Here is a 15,288-nt window from a genome sequence, read left to right as displayed (position 1 = left end):
AAGTTAAACGTCGTTTTGGAAAGCATTTCTTATCTTTGCATTATCTAAAGAGATTTTTAATGGTTAAGGTTTATGGTTGATTAATTTAGTTAATCGAAAGAGCTACGCTGGGAAGCGTGGCTCTTTTTTTTCTTTTTATATTCTTCTAGCCTTAATTATTGTTGAAATCTCCTACAGTATTTATTCTGCCTGTAGTTGTGCTCCAGGAAAAGCTGTTATCATTTGATGGCTTTTCTATAATAATCGGTGTTGGTTACTTTGATGGAAATAGTCGCCCATGGCTCAGGTTCTGGTTGGACGACATGATTTGATCAGTTTAGGTGTTTTGCTGGGCCGTTAGTTGTTGCATGCCAGAATACTTTCTCTGCCATTTATTTTCTATTTTTAAGCGATTTTTTCACTTATTAAGTAAATTAGGGGCTGAAATAGTTTTCAAAATGGTTGAAATATTGTGATTTTAGGTAGAAAATATGATAATTGTTATTTTTTAAACCTTAAATAACAATAGTTGAACCTCATCATTAAAACTATTATATATCTTTGCAATATCAAAAGAGATTTTTAATGGTTAAGGTTTATGGTTGATTAATTTAGTTAATTGAAAAAGCCTCGCTGTGAAGCGGGGCTTTTTTGTTTTTTGTTCTTTTTTGTTGTTTTGTCGTTAACTCTTTTTGTCGTTATCTCGATATCTCGATATTTCGATATCTCGGTAAAACGATGCTTCGATAAAACGATGTTTCGATTTCGGTTCATCTTAATTCTTTGCCAGCAAGTAGCGCTCGGCCTCGATGGCTGCCTGGCAACCTGTTCCTGCGGCGCTGATGGCCTGTCGGTAGGTTGGGTCGGCGCAGTCGCCTGCCACGAAGACGCCTGGAACCTTTGTCTTTGGTGTTCCGTCGATCTTCTTCAGGTAACCTACTTCGTCGGTGTCCAGCCATTCTTTAAAGATAGCTGTGTTGGGCTTGTGACCAATGGCCAGGAAGAATCCGTCAATCTGGATGTCAACCTTCTCTTCATCGGCCTCTCCCATACGCTTCACCAGGTGGGCACCTTCTACAGCACCGTCGCCAAACAGTCCTATGGTGTTGTGTTCAAATAGGATCTCAATGTTCTCGCGATCCATCACGCGCTGCTGCATTACCTTGGATGCGCGCAGGTAGTTCTTGCGAACAATCAGATAGACTTTCTTGCAGAGACCGCTCAGGTAGAGTGCATCTTCGCAGGCAGTGTCGCCGCCACCTACCACTGCTACGGTCTTCTTGCGGTAGAAGAAACCATCGCAGGTGGCACAGGCGCTCACACCCATACCGTTATATTTCGTTTCGTCGGGCAGTCCTAAATACTTTGCAGAAGCACCAGTAGCTACAATCACGGTGTCGGCTTCAATCTCTTCGCCAGCATCGTCCCATGCTTTGTAGGGCGCTTTTGAGAAATCCACTTTGACAATCTCGCCGTCGCGGATGTCAGTACCGAATCGCTCAGCCTGCTGGCGCAGGTCCATCATCATCTGGTTGCCGTCAACACCTTGTGGATAGCCGGGGAAGTTTTCTACCTCCGTTGTTTGGGTCAGCTGTCCACCGGGCTGAAGTCCGCAGTATTCAATGGGCGATAGATTAGCTCTTGAAGCGTAGATCGCTGCTGTATAACCAGCAGGGCCGCTACCTATAATTAAGCATTTTGTCTTCATAACTGTGAACTTTGAATGATTAACTTTGATTTGTAATGATGTGTTGTGAATTACTTCAGCAACTCTTCAATCTGCTCTTCGATGACTTCCATCTTCTCGGTGGGCTCAAAACGTGCTACCACCTGTCCCTTCTTGTTGATCAAGAACTTAGTGAAGTTCCATTTGATGTCGGGCTTCTCTTTGTAGTTGGCGTCAGTCTTTGTCAGCATGTCGTCCAGAATGTGGGCAATGGGGTGCTCCATGTTCCAACCCTGGAAGCCTTTCTGCTCTACCAGGAAATTGAACAAGGGTTCTGCATCGTCGCCCTTCACCTTTACTTTCTTGAAACGTGGGAATTCGGTGCCAAAGTTTGCTTTGCAGAATTCGTGAATAGATTCATCGGTGCCAGGTGCCTGCTGTCCAAACTGGTTGCAGGGGAAATCCAAGACTGTGAATCCCTGGCTGTGGTATTTCTCGTAGAGTTTTTCCAGTTCTTCATACTGTGGGGTAAAGCCACACTTCGTTGCTGTATTCACGATAAGAATTACCTCGTTGGCATACTCTTTCAGTGATACATCCTTTCCTTTCCTGTCCTTGACAGAGAAATCGTAAATAGTTCTCATTGTTGTGTTATGTAAAAATTCAATGTTATTCAGAAATCTTTTGTTGCAAAGTTACACAAAAAGTTCTGTTTTGCCAAACAATTTACGTAATTTTAATCAATCGTCGTCAATTGCCATTCTTCTGAATAGTCAGGTTGGGCGCAACCATTGGCCCCCATACACTTCTTAGGAAGTCAGCAGACTTTCCTTCTACCAGTTCCTCGATGTCGTCAGGCAGATTGCAGAAGAAATCCAGACCTGTCAGTCTTTCCAGTTCGTTGATGTTGACCACATGCGGACTGAGGTCATATTTCGTATCTTCTGATGTTCTTGCATAGTTGTCAACCTTCCGTTGTTCTATGAAAAAGCCCAGCGCCCCCACGTTGCTCCAGTCCTTAGAACGTTTCAGCAGGGCCGCCATGAAGAAGTATTTCGGTACGATAAGACCGTTGCTGCGGTGCATCAGTATCTGGCTCTCGTTGTCGATGGTGCCACCCTTACATATAAATAAGGTGTCTTCGCTACTCTTCGTAATCTTGCTGCGCATGTAGTCTTCCATGTGTGCCCATACGCCTGCGTTAAACGCATTGTATTGCGGCTGCATGTTGGTCAGGAAGAATGTCTGATAGTTTGCCTCGGCAGAGTTCAGACGGTCTGCCGACGGACAGATATGTCCATGGTCAAAACCACTTCCTTTGAAGGGATCGTCACCTCCAAAGTAAGGAATCTCTGAACTAAGTTCCGGATCGAAAGGATATTGTGGGTTTCCATAATATCTCGATGTGTTCGAACTGCGGTTGCCCGCATAAATCTGGTAGCAAGACCAGCGCTGCGACTGCTTCTCCACATCCCATTCCACCGAGTAGTTGATTTCGCCATTGCTCGTGTAGTGTACAATGACAATGTTGTTGCCGTTGTCTTTCAGTTTTGGAAACTCCTTCCTGGCGGCTTCCGGATAGGTGCTCACGTCGTTGCGGTTGTTGTTGACGATGTTGACGGTGTCGTCGTTGTCATCGCCACAGGCACTCAGTAATGATGCGCAAAGAATCAGAAGGAGTAGGGCAGTCTTATTACTTAATAAGTGATACTGATAAACCATTCTTGTTTTTGTGTGTGTTCCTGTAATCTGTTTTCTTTTCCATAAGAAAAAGGTGCAGTCATGGGCATATGCAACTACCCAGAATGCACCTTTTATTCCTTCAAGTGTAAGCTATCTTATTTCTTCGCAGCCTTACCGTAGCGGCTCATGAACTTATCAACACGACCAGCCGTGTCAACGAGCTTGCTCTTACCAGTATAGAAGGGGTGAGAGCTACTTGAAATTTCGACTTTTACCACTGGGTAAGTTTCGCCTTCGAACTCCACTGTCTCATTGCTCTTTGCAGTAGACTTCGTAAGGAACATATCGCCGTTGGACATGTCCTTGAACACGACGGGGCGATAGTTTTCTGGATGAATACCTTGTTTCATTTCTTTATAAATTGTTGTTTATGAATAATTTCGGGCTGCAAAGGTACGAACTTTTTTTGATTCTCGCAAACTTTTAAGCCTTTTTTTACTTTCCGGGAGTGGTCTCGCCGTTCAGCATGTAGAGGTAAGCTTTGCCCGAGACGGTCTCAGGGGTATTGCCTTTGTAATACACCACCTTACCATAGACCACCACTTCGTCGCCTACCTTCAGCACAGGACCTGCGCCCTCTGACCATTTGGTGTTGTTGAAGTAGTTGGCGCGGTAAACCTCGAAGGTGTTGGCATCTTCGCCATCGTCCGAGATAAAGAAGGTGGCATTACCAAAACCGCTATTGTAGTTCTGCTCCACATTCTTGCTCACGTCAATCTTAGACACGATACCCTTGATGTAAACATCCTCTGTAGAGTTGACATCCTTGCCCAGTTTCTTGGTGAACTTCAGTGCACCCGAAACGTTGAATGGGTTCTCCAGGCTGCCATCGCCTACTGCAGGTGCCAGTGGTTTTGGAGCACCGCCGCGGTTTTCGCCATTCAGCTCGTAGATGAATCCCAGGTTCTGAGCGGTCTCAATCGTGCCGTTGTAGTTGGTCACAATGGCGCATATGGTCACCTCGTCGCCTACTTCCAGAGGCTGGTCGGTGGCGGTCCATTTCTTGTTGCCCAGGTAGTAGGCGCGGTAAACGTAGAACTGGTTGGTCTTTGTACCGTCAACAGAGATATAGAATGTGCCTGTACCGTACTGTGCAGTGAACTGGTCTGTGACCGACACCACCTTACCTTTGATAAAGCAGTAGTCGTCGGTGTTGTCGCCTGCCTCCAGATTGCTGGCCACGTTCAGGATGCTGATCACGTTATAAGGATCTGCCACCGTTCCGCTGCCGGTGCCACCCTTGATGTGCGTACCCAGAGGGTTAGCATCAGTTCCAGGGATGCCGTAAGGCGCTTCGACATCTTTATCGCAGGCGGCCAGTGCTACGGCAGCCAGTGCGAAGAATGTCAGATTTCTAAATAGCCTTTTCATATTGTTGTTCTTTTTAAAAGGTTCTTATTACTTGTATTATTCCTCGGGGAAGTTGATATCACTTTCCTTACGGATCATAATCTGCCAGGTGTCGGTAGAACCGCTGACGAAGCGTGTAGCCATACCAACGATGGTGCCCTTGGTCTTGGGCAGTTTCCAGGCAGCAAACTTAGCATAGGTGCTGGTGCGTACCACGATCTGGTTGGCGGTGTAGCCCTTCAGCTCGCGCGACACACATCCACCTTTGATGGTCACGGTGTGGTCCTTCGTCGAGTCGGGTGCAAAGGTGCCCAGACCTTCCACGTCCTTGAACTCTATGCCGCCGATCTGTACCAGCTGACCGCAGTTCTTGTTCTTGTCCAGCTTCATGAAGTCGGCAACAGATGCAAACTTCAGCGTATCGATCTTTGTCACGTCGGGTGTGCCCACATACTTAAAGTGCTGTTGGAACACCTCTTTGTTCATACGTCCCACGCCGCTGCCATATTTTGAACCGATCTGTGGTTCCTTGCGATAACCACCAATCCAGAGGTTCTTCAGGTCCACGATAATCTCCTGTCCTTCGGCCAGAAAAGCATGCATACCACTCTGGTTTACAGAAATGATGATGCTGCCGGTCTCGTCCTGAAGGAAGAACTGCTTGTAGATATTACTGCCAATATCGTTACCGCTGACGCGACCTTTGATCTTGATATCTTCCTCAATCTTTACGGCCTTGTCCGTAGAGGCAAACACGTTGGGATATTTATCTTTCAGTTGTGCAATGGTGATGATGTTCTCGTCCGTGATGTTGTTGTTGCCATTCAAGTCACCATAGGCTAACGTCGGCTCATCCCAGTCACCCTGACAAGCTACTGCCAACAGGGCAACAAGTGTCATTGCAAGATATTTTATTGTTTTCATAATGCGTCCGTTTTGTTTAGAAGTAATAGTTAAGCATCAGCATACCGTTGATGCCGTTAGCATAGAACTTGTAAGGACTGTTCTTGAAGGGGTCCTTCTTGGGGTTCACGGGCTCGCCGTCCTCATACTTCACACGGCTCTGCTCGCGTCCACCAGTGACAATCTTCAGGTTGTTCAGCAGGTTGGTCACCATCAAGTTCACACCCAGACGGTGTCCGTTCTTCAGGTAGAACTGACGACCGATAGAGGCGTCAACCATGAAGCCACCCTTACCCTTGTCCTGTGCAGGAACGTCGTTATACTCCGTCTCGCCAGTAATCATGTTGATGCTGTTTGGCTGGTTGCTGGCATAACGTGTCACGGGTGTGTAGTACAGGTAGATGCGGTCGTAGTAGTTGCCAATCAGGTCCACGTACCAGCCGTTGGCATGGTAGCTCAGGTCCAGGCTGGCAGCAGTGAGTGGTGTGTTGCCCTCGCGCATACCTTTATTAAGTACCACGTCACTGCGTGTCAAACCATCCTCCGACAGCATGTAGCTCACGTTGGCGTTGTTCATGTACTTAGCCTCGCTGATAGTACCCAGTGCCTTGATGTTCAACCAGTCGGTCACTTTGACGTTGGCACCCAGCTCCAGTCCGTAGTAGCTCTTGGCAATGCCGGTCAGCGATACGTATGAGAATGAGTGGTCACTGTCAGAGTAGTACATGCTCTGTTCTGTGACGTCGTCCAGGTGGCTATAGAAGGCGTTGAAGTTCAGGCCCAACCATGAGGTCTTCAGCTGGTAGCCCAGCTCGGCAGTCATCATCTTCTCGTCTTTCAGGTCGGCCACAAACTCGTTGCTCACCTGTGCAGCCTGAAAGGCCGTCTTGGCATCAGGAGCCTTTGAGTCGTAGCTCAGACCCAGCAGCAGGGCGTGACCCTTGCCTAGATCCAAGTGTGCGCCAGCCTTGAAGCCAGCGTCGAAGAAGCTCTTGGTGCTGCTCTTGCCGTAAGAGTTGTTTGGAGCCAGACCGTTGCGCATCTTACCGTCGCGCTGCATGCTGGTTCCAGCCACACGTCCGTTCAGGAAGAGGTGAGCGCTCTCAATATCCTTAGAGATGCCGGCCCATGCCTGAGCACGGTTCACCAGCAGGTTGTAGTCGTAGCCAAAGCGGTCGTCCTTGCCAATCAACTTGTTGGGGTTGTTCAGGTCATACTGTGCCTGCTGACTGTCCTTGCCATAGTTCTTGATCACGTAGGTGTTCACGTTGGTAAACTTCGTAGCACCCAGCAGGTCGTCCATGGTCTGGTAGTGCATACCCTTGTTGGCCGACAGCAGCAGTCCACCGTGCAGAATGGTGCTGGGGTTCAACACCTTCTCCAGGTAAGACGACAGGTTCATCGTCAGCTGGTCGTCGTGGAAACGCTTCAGGTAGTACATCGCCTCGCCACCCTGCAGTGCCACGGTGCGGTTGGCAAAGTACATCTGATCCCAGTGCACCTGACGGTTAGCCTTGCTGGCCGACAGATAGTCGTAGCTGGCCTGCCAGTTGGCCAGGGCAGCAGCGTCGCGGTCCTCGGTAGCCTCCTGGTCCCACACTTTGAAGTGGTAGCTGGGCAGCACCGAGTAGTAGTCGGGCTGAGGGTTAGTGGTGTTGTTATAGTCTAGACGACTGTTGCTGAACATGGTGTATTTGCCCAGCAGCGAGGTGGTCAACTTGGTGTCGTCGTCAATCTTCCAGTCCCATATCAGCATGGCAGCAGGCTGGAAATCCTTGATCACACGCGAGTTGCGCTTCTTGCCGTTCTGGTATCCCCATACAGAGTTGTACTGATAGTCATTGGCAATCCAGTACATCTCATCCACAGAGGCTGCCTGCGTGCCGCGCTCGGTGGGGTTACCCCATGTCACCAGCGATAGTGAGTGCTGGTCGTTGATCATCTTCTCTGCCCCCAGGAAGTAAGAGAGCGAGTTGTAGAATGTACCATCTACAAAGCCCGTACCGTTACCCCAGCGGTATGTCAGACTACCGGTGAAAGCCCATCCGTTGTCCATCATGCCTGTGTTGTAGGTGTACATGGCACGCACGTTGTAGTTGCGGTTGGCACCGGCCAGCGAGAAGCGCTGTCCTGTAGCGAAGCTGCTTGGACGGAAATTGTAGTTGGCCGAACCAGCCATGCCCGACATAGAGAACTGGTTGTCCTCGAAGGGCAGCGTGGTCTCTTGCGAGCGTGTCTGGTTGTTCAGACCGCCTACGAACGAATAGCGGAAGGTACCAGTTTCTATATCGTTCACGGGGTTGCCGTTGATATAGATGTCGTTGTACTTTGAATTATAGCCACGGAACTTGAAACGGGCGGGGCTAAAGCGGTAGCCCACTTCGCTGGCATACACATTACGGCTAGACGAGAAGATGATGACGTTCTTAGGAATGTTTTCGTCTTCGTCCAGCTGGCTCTCGGTGAAGGTGAATGCATGCTCGTTCTGGAGGTCTGTGGTCAGGGGGTCTGACTCAGACTGGGCCATCACAGCAGGAGCGATGCAAAGCATCAGCACCATTGTTTTCAGCTTTCTGTTCATAAATAAATGTTTTTTATAGAGATTTAATTAGTTTTATTTGGTGCAAAGATATATAAAAATGGTGTAAGCGCAAAACTTTTCTAAAAAAAAATAATGTTTCTGTTGTCGTACCAGAATTTTTATTTATCTTTGCAGAAACATTACTGGCTAAATTATGAAAAAGACAATGATCCTGATGGCATTGCTGCTCCTTGTCGGAGTGGGCAGTGCAACAGCACAAGAGCGTAAGTTTAATCTCTATGGTGTTGGCTTCTATAACCTTGAGAACCTTTTCGACACTTGCCATGACGAGGGAAAAAACGACTACGAGTATCTGCCCGATGGCAAGAACAAGTGGAACGGCCTGAAGTATTCGCACAAGTTGAAAAACATGGCACGCGTGCTTTCTGAACTGGGCACCGACAAGTTGCCTGGCATTGGCTGTGCCGTGATTGGTGTCTCTGAGGTAGAGAATGCCCGTGCACTGACCGACCTTTGTAACCAGGAGCCGCTGAAGGCTCGCAACTTCCAGTTCGTACACGTGGAGGGTCCCGATAAGCGTGGCGTTGATTGTGCCTTGTTGTACAACCCCAAACTTTTCAAGGTCGACAACGTGAAGCTGGTGCCCTATGTCTATGTGCTGCCTGCTGATGCCGACCGTGCCACTCGTGGCTTCCTAACCGTCAGCGGCCAGATGGCTGGCGAGCATGTCGTGGTCATTGTCAACCACCTGCCTTCGCGCTTCGCCGGCTCTTTCTATCGTGAGGAGGGCGGACGCCAGATTCGTCTGGTCAAAGACTCGCTGATGAAGGAAGATCCCAACGTGAAGCTCTTTGTGATGGGCGATATGAACGACGACCCACAGGATAAGTCTATGGCCGAGGCACTGGGTGCCAAACGTAAGATGAACAAGGTTGAGGAGGGTGGACTCTGGAACCCCTTCTGGGACACGCTGGCCAGTGGTCGCGGCACGTTGCAGTATGACGGACGCTGGAACCTCTTCGACCAAATCATCCTTTCGCGCTCGCTGCTCGACGTGAAGGGCAAGAAGGACTTTAGCACGCTGACCTACTGGAGTCACCAGATTTTCATGCGCGACTACCTCTTCCAGAAAGAGGGAAAATATAAAGGCAACCCCCTGCGTACGCATGCCGGCGGTTCATGGCTCGATGGTTATAGCGATCACCTGCCATCCGTGGTCTATGTCATCAAAGAGGTTAAGTAGTAAAATATCTGACAAATCATTATGACAATCATCGGAATAGCAGGCGGCACAGGTTCTGGCAAAACTACCGTCGTTAAGAAAATTGCCAATGCACTGCCTGCTCATTGCGTGGCTGTGGTACCACTCGATTCATACTATAATGACACCACAGGGCTGACGCTCGAAGAGCGCAAGGCTATCAACTTCGACCATCCTGATGCCTTCGACTGGAAGTTACTCACCGAACACATCAGATGCTTGAAGAATGGCGAGGCCATCGAGCAACCCACTTATTCCTACATAGAGAGCAACCGACAGAAAGAGACCATCCATGTGGAACCCAAGCCGGTGATCATCATCGAGGGTATCATGACGCTGCACTACAAGAAGTTGCGCGACATGATGGACCTGAAGATTTTTGTGGATACCGACAGCGACGTCCGTCTGATACGCAACATCCGTCGCGATGTGGTGGAGCGTGGACGTACCGTCGAGATGGTGCTCGACCGCTACGAGAAGGTACTGAAACCCATGCACGAACAGTTTATCGAGCCTACCAAACAGTTTGCCGACCTGATCGTGCCCTGGGGCGGAGAGAATAAGACGGGCATCCACATCCTGAAGACTTACATCGAGGGTATTGTTACCGGCGTATGACGATACTGTTATTGGTGCGCCACGGCGAGACCGTGGATAATGCACGACAGATCATGCAGGGACAGACACCCGGACAACTGAACGAAACGGGCATCGTGCAGGCTCGACAGTTGCGCGACGCGCTGACCAATCATCCTATAGATGTCTTTATGGCAAGCGATCTGCATCGCGCTGTTCAGACGGCTGAGATTGTTGCCGAACCGCATCATCTTGAGGTGCAGACCACTCCTTTGTTGCGTGAGCGCGACTGGGGTGGCTTCACGGGGCGCTTCATTCCTGAGTTGAAAAACGAGGTGTGGCCCGACAATATCGAGACGCTCGACCACATGATGCAGCGGGCACAACAGTTTCTCGACATGTTGAAACAACAATATGCGGGAAAGACCATTCTGGCCGTTGGCCACGGCATCATGAATAAAGCTATACAGGCTGTCTATCACCATAAGGCCATGAACGAGATTCCTCGCATGGCTAATGCCGAGGTCCGCCGCCTCGAATTATAGCTCGCTGATTTTGTTTCCGCAATCCCTTGTCGAATAACAAAAACCGTAGAAAACCCCTTTCTGAGACAGAAGCCTCTTTTCGAGGCTTTAATACATATAGCGGAAGACTCGCTCGTGAGTAAACTCACGGCCCGTCTTCCGCTAAATGTATTACCCCATTCTGGGGCTCTCTGTCTCAGAAAGGAAAAACCCCGGACCTTCGGTCCTGAAAACCGAACCCCACCCCAACCCTCCCGAGGGAGGGAGACATCCTGTCCTTTCCGATTTGATATCTGTTCTGTTGATTTCAATGCTAAAGAATACCTCATGGCCGTAGGCGGTTTTCTCGGTTTTTCGCTTCTGTTGTTACAGACGTCAGGCGGTTTGGGGGTAATGCGGCGGCGAAGGCAAGCTTGCTTGGCTTCGATGAAGCATTGGCAACAAACGGATGGGACGAAGGACCATCAACAACAGAAGCGGGTCTTCTCGGTTTTGGTTTAAAAGAAGAAGCGCACAATCAACATGTATCATGCAAGTTAATCTAAAATGCAGAGATTGTCTTGCTTTTAACGTCGTAATAATATTTCTCACATTGATCTTTTACTGGCGCAAAGTTATAAAGAATGCCTATGGGTTTGTTGGCCAGCCTCATGTAGTTCCACAACTGTTGACGTTGCTCATTTCCTATCGAAGCGATGGCTTTACATTCCACCACAACATTATCCTTACACAGAAAGTCCATATAGTGTTTGTGCGGCAAAGGGTGTCCATGAAACGAAACCTGGAAATAATACTCTTTGATAAATGGAATATTCTTTTCTTGCAGCAATACCATTAGGGCTTCTTGGTAAACATATTCGTTGAGCCAAGGTCCCAACTCTCTATGTACCTCCTGGCAACAACCTACAATGTCATAAACATGTGCCTTTAATTTTGCAATGGTCTCAGCGTCTATACTCGTATTTTCAGTAATCTTCATATCCTCATTTTTGTAAGAAACGAGCTCATCACATCATTTATTGTACAAAGCCATTCCTATCCTATCATAATGTTATTATTATCTCAGATAAAGTCAGCATTTCCTCCCCATGGGGAGGTTAGGAGGGGGTCGAGGGAGTGTGTGAGCACCTGATCCGGTTTTTAGGACCGAAGGTCCGCGGTTTTTCCTTTTTGAGACAGAGCCCCAGAATGGGGTAATGGTGTTAGTGGAAGACGAACTGTGAGCTTGCTCACAAGTAAGTCTTCCACTAACACCGTTAAAGCCTCGACAGAGGCTTCTGTCTCAAGAAGGGGTTTTCTACGGTTTTTGTTATAAAACAAGGGCACTTATCTGCGTGATCCGCGTGACCCACCGCTCGTGCTGCGAGTACTGCTGCCTGCACTTCTGGTGCTGCTGCCCATACTTCTGGTGCTACCAGCACTGCGCGAGATGCTGCCAGAGCTATGACTGCGACTGCCCTCACTTCGCGAGATGCTGCCAGAGCTATGACTGCGACTGCCTTCACTGCGTGAGAAGCTGCCGGTGCTACGGCTGCGTGTGTCATTGCTATTCGTAGTGATGCTACTACGACTGCCAACGTGCAGATCGCGAGTGGCTGGGGTCGTGTTCTCCGTGCGACGGCTGCCATCAGTAGTTGCCGAATGACGGGTAGAACTGCTGTTGTGTGTGGTCACACGATAGTCGCCACGGTCCCAGTTGGTGCGCATGCCAACGTGCTGTTCACGAGAGTGGTGAGGACGGTAGTGGTCGTGACGTCCCTCGTAGTAGCTGCGACCACCATTGTGGCGCCAGCTGTGCCCGCCGCGATACGATGCGTAGAAGTGTGGACGACCGAAGTAGAAGTAGTCACGGTGCGGATAGTGCGTATAGATTCTGAAGTGCCAATAACCTGCATTCCAGTACAACGGACGGTAGAAGTAGGTGGCTGCACGATACAGGTCCCACTGCCATCTGTAGAGGATATACTCCAAGTCTATGTTGCGGCGCTCCCAACAGGTGCCAAACACGTCGTAGCGACTGCTCACGCCCATCAGATAGTCCAGGTTTATCTCGTAGGCGGCCTCGTACTGTGCGTCGGTGAGGTTCAGCTCGTATGCCATTTTATCGGTCAGGAAAAGAGCCTCGTTGCGTGCACGTTCGTATGACATGGCGTTAGCCGATACTGCTATCGTCAGCATGCTAACCAGGATAAACAACATCTTTTTCATAATCGTATTCTTTAAATGGTTCTACATTCTTTTTCTTGTTCTCTGATGCAAAAGTAGTGGAAAAGTGTCACCCTTCCAAAGGTTTTTCCCTAAACGCTGGGGGAATTTCCCTAATATTTATTATCTTTGACATCAAAGATGTCGAACTTACTCCGTCTCGGAAATAAAAAGAAAAAACAAGTTTTCCTTTTGTATTTCTCTCGACTTTTCGTAACTTTGCGCCAGAAACCTTTTGACCAATGAATAAGAGAATCACGATCGTTTGTATGCTTTTGGGGGTGGTGATGACTACCACGGCCCAGACAGAGCTACGCACCGAGACGCAGGTCACGGCATCGGCTGGCGACCACTCACCGTTGTGGCTCAATGCCAACCACTACGGACTGAGTTCTATAGAGCGTAATAGTGGCTATCTGCGTGCCGGCATCTTTCACGAGGCCGACAGCAACCGCACCCGCGAGTGGCGCTGGGGCTATGGTGCCGACGTGGCTGTAGCGGCCAATTTCACCAGTACGCTGGTGGTGCAACAGGCCTATGCTGACCTGCATTGGAAGAAGATACGCATGACGGTGGGCAGCAAGCAGCAGCCGATGGTGCACAAGAACCAGGAGCTGAGCTCGGGCAGTCAGACCTTCGGCATCAACGCGCGTCCCATCCCGCAGGTGCGCTTCGAGCTGGATTGGTGGACCGTCCCTTACACCCGTGGGTGGGTGGCATTCCGTGGCTATGGCTCCTATGGCATGACCACCGATGACCGTTGGCAGAAGGACTTCACACAGGGACACGACCGTCGCACGGAGCACACGTTCTTCCACACCAAGGGTGGCTATCTGCGCTTCGGTCCAAAGAACATCACCTTCGAACTGGGACTGGAGATGGGATGCCAGTTTGGTGGCACCATCTACGACCATGTGTCGGCACCAAAGATAGAGAACGACAAGGGCTTCAAGGCTTTCCTCAATGCGCTGACAGCACAGGGCACCGACAAGACAGATGGTAACTACCTGAACAGTGAGGGCAACCACGTGGGCAGCTGGGTGGCAAAGCTTAATATCGACCAGGAGAAATGGAACCTGGGACTCTATGCCGACCAGTTCTTCGAGGACAACTCGATGATGGTGCACATCGCCTATAATGGCTATGGCAGTGGCGATGAGGCATTCCTGCGCAAGCAGTCGCGCTACTTCTGTTATGACTTCCGCGATGCGCTGCTGGGTGCCGAGCTGAAGCTGAAGGCGTTTCCCTGGGCCAACGACTTCGTGGTGGAGTATCTCTACACCAAGTACCAGGGCGGTCCTGTGTACCACGACATCACCAAGACCGATGGCGAGCATATCACAGGACTCGACGATTACTACAACCACCACCTCTTCACCGGCTGGCAACACTGGGGCATGGTGATGGGCAACCCGCTCTATCTTTCACCTATATATAATACAGACCACACCATCCAGGTGAAGGACAACCGTTTCTGGGCGTGGCACTTCGGCATCAGTGGCGACCCGCTGCCCGGGCTTCACTACCGTCTTCTGACTTCAGTTCAAAAGGGCTTCGGCACCTATTTCGCCATCTACCCCGAGCCGCGCAACAATGTCAGTATGTTGGCTGAGGCTGCCTACCACTTCCCTGCCACCTCGCGCTGGGCGGGCTGGCACGTCAAGGGAGCGCTGGGCATGGATCGTGGCGAACTGATGGGCGATAACTTTGGCCTGCAACTCACCGTGGGCCGTTCGATGTGGTTAAACAAGAAAGGAAAGGAGAACAGACAATGAAGAGATATGCATGGCTGATAGCCATAGGCTGTATGCTGCTGACGTTGGCAGCTTGCGATTGGGAGTCGTCGGACAATGGCAACCTGGATGGCTTCTGGCAGATGACCGACGTAGATACGTTGGCCACTGGCGGACATGAGAATGTGAAAGAGCAGGCGCTCACCTGGAGTTTCCAAGGTTGCATCCTCGAGGTGCGCCAGGCTACTCATAAAGGAACACCCATCTATATTTTTAAGTTCTCGCACGAGGGTGATGTACTGAAGACGTTCAATCCTTATCTCAACAATCGTGACATGGAGGACCCTTTGGTCGAGGATGTGAAAGACATCGAGCCCTTTGGCTTCAGCGCCCTGTCCCAACAGTTCAAAGTGCTAAAGCTCACAGGCAGTCGCCTGATTCTCCAATCCCCCACGCTACGCCTCACCTTCCGCAAGTATTAACCCCCTCCCGACCTCCCCAAGGGGGAGGGGTTAGGATTGGATCAGAATGGGGTAAGGAGTGGGTAAGTAGAGAATCAATGGGTAAAAATCTAACCCAGGTTTTTAGGACCGAAGGTCCGCGGTTTTTCCTTTGTGAGACAGAACCCCAGAATGGGGTAACGTTGTTAGTGGAAGACGGGCTGTGAGCTTGCTCACAAGCAAGTTTTCCACTAACAACGTTAAAGCCTCGCAAGAGGCGTTCTGTCTCATAAAGGGGTTTTCTCTGTTTTTTTTAAAGAACTAGGAACCCTTTTAAAAAGTCTGTTCGTTTGTTCTTTCAGTCGC

Annotated in this window: 14 protein-coding genes; 5 read left to right on the top strand and 9 right to left on the bottom strand. The window is 49.7% G+C overall.

Annotated elements, in window-relative coordinates; translation table 11 throughout:
* Window positions 1-754 precede the first annotated feature (754 nt).
* The 7 genes from trxB to T496_RS0112235 form a co-directional block, all read right to left on the bottom strand.
* Window positions 755-1,687, bottom strand: a complete 933-nt coding sequence (gene trxB / locus T496_RS0112265) for a thioredoxin-disulfide reductase (RefSeq protein WP_027451015.1) — start codon at window positions 1,685-1,687, stop codon at window positions 755-757.
* A 50-nt stretch (window positions 1,688-1,737) separates the two neighbouring features.
* A complete protein-coding gene (locus T496_RS0112260; protein ID WP_027451014.1) occupies window positions 1,738-2,289 on the bottom strand; it encodes a glutathione peroxidase in 552 nt (183 codons plus the stop codon).
* A 106-nt stretch (window positions 2,290-2,395) separates the two neighbouring features.
* Window positions 2,396-3,367 (bottom strand): DNA/RNA non-specific endonuclease, encoded by a 972-nt coding sequence (locus tag T496_RS14195; RefSeq protein ID WP_044111269.1) that lies wholly within the window; start codon window positions 3,365-3,367, stop codon window positions 2,396-2,398.
* A gap of 116 nt (window positions 3,368-3,483) precedes the next feature.
* The gene (locus tag T496_RS0112250) at window positions 3,484-3,738 is read right to left on the bottom strand and encodes a type B 50S ribosomal protein L31 (protein ID WP_027451013.1); all 255 of its coding nucleotides are present in this window, start codon (window positions 3,736-3,738) and stop codon (window positions 3,484-3,486) included.
* Between the two features lie 85 nt (window positions 3,739-3,823).
* Entirely contained in the window at window positions 3,824-4,759 is a 936-nt protein-coding gene (locus tag T496_RS14565) for a hypothetical protein (RefSeq protein WP_052342232.1), read from the bottom strand.
* Window positions 4,760-4,795: 36 nt separating this feature from the next.
* Window positions 4,796-5,662 carry a DUF5689 domain-containing protein gene (locus T496_RS0112240; RefSeq protein ID WP_027451012.1) on the bottom strand — a complete coding sequence of 289 codons (867 nt, stop codon included), beginning with the start codon at window positions 5,660-5,662 and terminating at the stop codon, window positions 4,796-4,798.
* A gap of 16 nt (window positions 5,663-5,678) precedes the next feature.
* Entirely contained in the window at window positions 5,679-8,222 is a 2,544-nt protein-coding gene (locus T496_RS0112235; protein ID WP_027451011.1) for a TonB-dependent receptor, read from the bottom strand.
* A gap of 154 nt (window positions 8,223-8,376) precedes the next feature.
* On the opposite strand from T496_RS0112235, the gene T496_RS0112230 reads away from it, so the two are divergent.
* The 3 genes from T496_RS0112230 to T496_RS0112220 are packed head-to-tail and all read left to right on the top strand — an operon-like array spanning window position 8,377 to window position 10,565.
* The gene (locus tag T496_RS0112230) at window positions 8,377-9,426 is read left to right on the top strand and encodes an endonuclease/exonuclease/phosphatase family protein (RefSeq protein ID WP_027451010.1); all 1,050 of its coding nucleotides are present in this window, start codon (window positions 8,377-8,379) and stop codon (window positions 9,424-9,426) included.
* 21 nt (window positions 9,427-9,447) lie between these two features.
* A complete protein-coding gene (gene udk / locus T496_RS0112225; protein WP_027451009.1) occupies window positions 9,448-10,062 on the top strand; it encodes a uridine kinase in 615 nt (204 codons plus the stop codon).
* Window positions 10,059-10,565 carry a histidine phosphatase family protein gene (locus T496_RS0112220; protein WP_027451008.1) on the top strand — a complete coding sequence of 169 codons (507 nt, stop codon included), beginning with the start codon at window positions 10,059-10,061 and terminating at the stop codon, window positions 10,563-10,565. The genes udk and T496_RS0112220 overlap by 4 nt, the downstream gene beginning before the upstream one ends.
* 520 nt (window positions 10,566-11,085) lie before the next feature.
* Here T496_RS0112220 and T496_RS14185 read toward each other — a convergent pair.
* Window positions 11,086-11,523: a GxxExxY protein gene (locus tag T496_RS14185; RefSeq protein WP_044111266.1), complete on the bottom strand. Its 438-nt coding sequence runs from the start codon at window positions 11,521-11,523 to the stop codon at window positions 11,086-11,088.
* Between the two features lie 347 nt (window positions 11,524-11,870).
* Window positions 11,871-12,752 (bottom strand): hypothetical protein, encoded by an 882-nt coding sequence (locus T496_RS0112210; protein WP_044111263.1) that lies wholly within the window; start codon window positions 12,750-12,752, stop codon window positions 11,871-11,873.
* A gap of 239 nt (window positions 12,753-12,991) precedes the next feature.
* On the opposite strand from T496_RS0112210, the gene T496_RS14180 reads away from it, so the two are divergent.
* Window positions 12,992-14,524 carry a capsule assembly Wzi family protein gene (locus T496_RS14180; protein WP_052342230.1) on the top strand — a complete coding sequence of 511 codons (1,533 nt, stop codon included), beginning with the start codon at window positions 12,992-12,994 and terminating at the stop codon, window positions 14,522-14,524.
* Window positions 14,521-14,964 (top strand): lipocalin-like domain-containing protein, encoded by a 444-nt coding sequence (locus tag T496_RS0112200; protein WP_027451006.1) that lies wholly within the window; start codon window positions 14,521-14,523, stop codon window positions 14,962-14,964. The genes T496_RS14180 and T496_RS0112200 overlap by 4 nt, the downstream gene beginning before the upstream one ends.
* Window positions 14,965-15,288: the final 324 nt, after the last annotated feature.

Origin of the sequence: Xylanibacter brevis P6B11, from assembly GCF_000621825.1 — a bacterium.
Lineage (GTDB): Bacteria > Bacteroidota > Bacteroidia > Bacteroidales > Bacteroidaceae > Prevotella > Prevotella brevis.
The sequence above is the reverse complement of the archived record's forward strand: the minus strand, read 5'-3'. Positions and strand labels throughout refer to the sequence as shown.

Excerpts from the sequence above, each read along its gene's own strand:
- T496_RS0112210 (WP_044111263.1), bottom strand. The coding sequence starts at position 12,752 with ATGAAAAAGATGTTGTTTATCCTGGTTAGCATGCTGACGATAGCAGTA.
- trxB (WP_027451015.1), bottom strand. The coding sequence starts at position 1,687 with ATGAAGACAAAATGCTTAATTATAGGTAGCGGCCCTGCTGGTTATACA.
- udk (WP_027451009.1), top strand. The coding sequence starts at position 9,448 with ATGACAATCATCGGAATAGCAGGCGGCACAGGTTCTGGCAAAACTACC.
- T496_RS0112260 (WP_027451014.1), bottom strand. The coding sequence starts at position 2,289 with ATGAGAACTATTTACGATTTCTCTGTCAAGGACAGGAAAGGAAAGGAT.
- T496_RS14565 (WP_052342232.1), bottom strand. The coding sequence starts at position 4,759 with ATGAAAAGGCTATTTAGAAATCTGACATTCTTCGCACTGGCTGCCGTA.
- T496_RS0112220 (WP_027451008.1), top strand. The coding sequence starts at position 10,059 with ATGACGATACTGTTATTGGTGCGCCACGGCGAGACCGTGGATAATGCA.
- T496_RS14185 (WP_044111266.1), bottom strand. The coding sequence starts at position 11,523 with ATGAAGATTACTGAAAATACGAGTATAGACGCTGAGACCATTGCAAAA.
- T496_RS0112230 (WP_027451010.1), top strand. The coding sequence starts at position 8,377 with ATGAAAAAGACAATGATCCTGATGGCATTGCTGCTCCTTGTCGGAGTG.
- T496_RS14180 (WP_052342230.1), top strand. The coding sequence starts at position 12,992 with ATGAATAAGAGAATCACGATCGTTTGTATGCTTTTGGGGGTGGTGATG.
- T496_RS0112200 (WP_027451006.1), top strand. The coding sequence starts at position 14,521 with ATGAAGAGATATGCATGGCTGATAGCCATAGGCTGTATGCTGCTGACG.
- T496_RS0112250 (WP_027451013.1), bottom strand. The coding sequence starts at position 3,738 with ATGAAACAAGGTATTCATCCAGAAAACTATCGCCCCGTCGTGTTCAAG.
- T496_RS14195 (WP_044111269.1), bottom strand. The coding sequence starts at position 3,367 with ATGGTTTATCAGTATCACTTATTAAGTAATAAGACTGCCCTACTCCTT.
- T496_RS0112235 (WP_027451011.1), bottom strand. The coding sequence starts at position 8,222 with ATGAACAGAAAGCTGAAAACAATGGTGCTGATGCTTTGCATCGCTCCT.
- T496_RS0112240 (WP_027451012.1), bottom strand. The coding sequence starts at position 5,662 with ATGAAAACAATAAAATATCTTGCAATGACACTTGTTGCCCTGTTGGCA.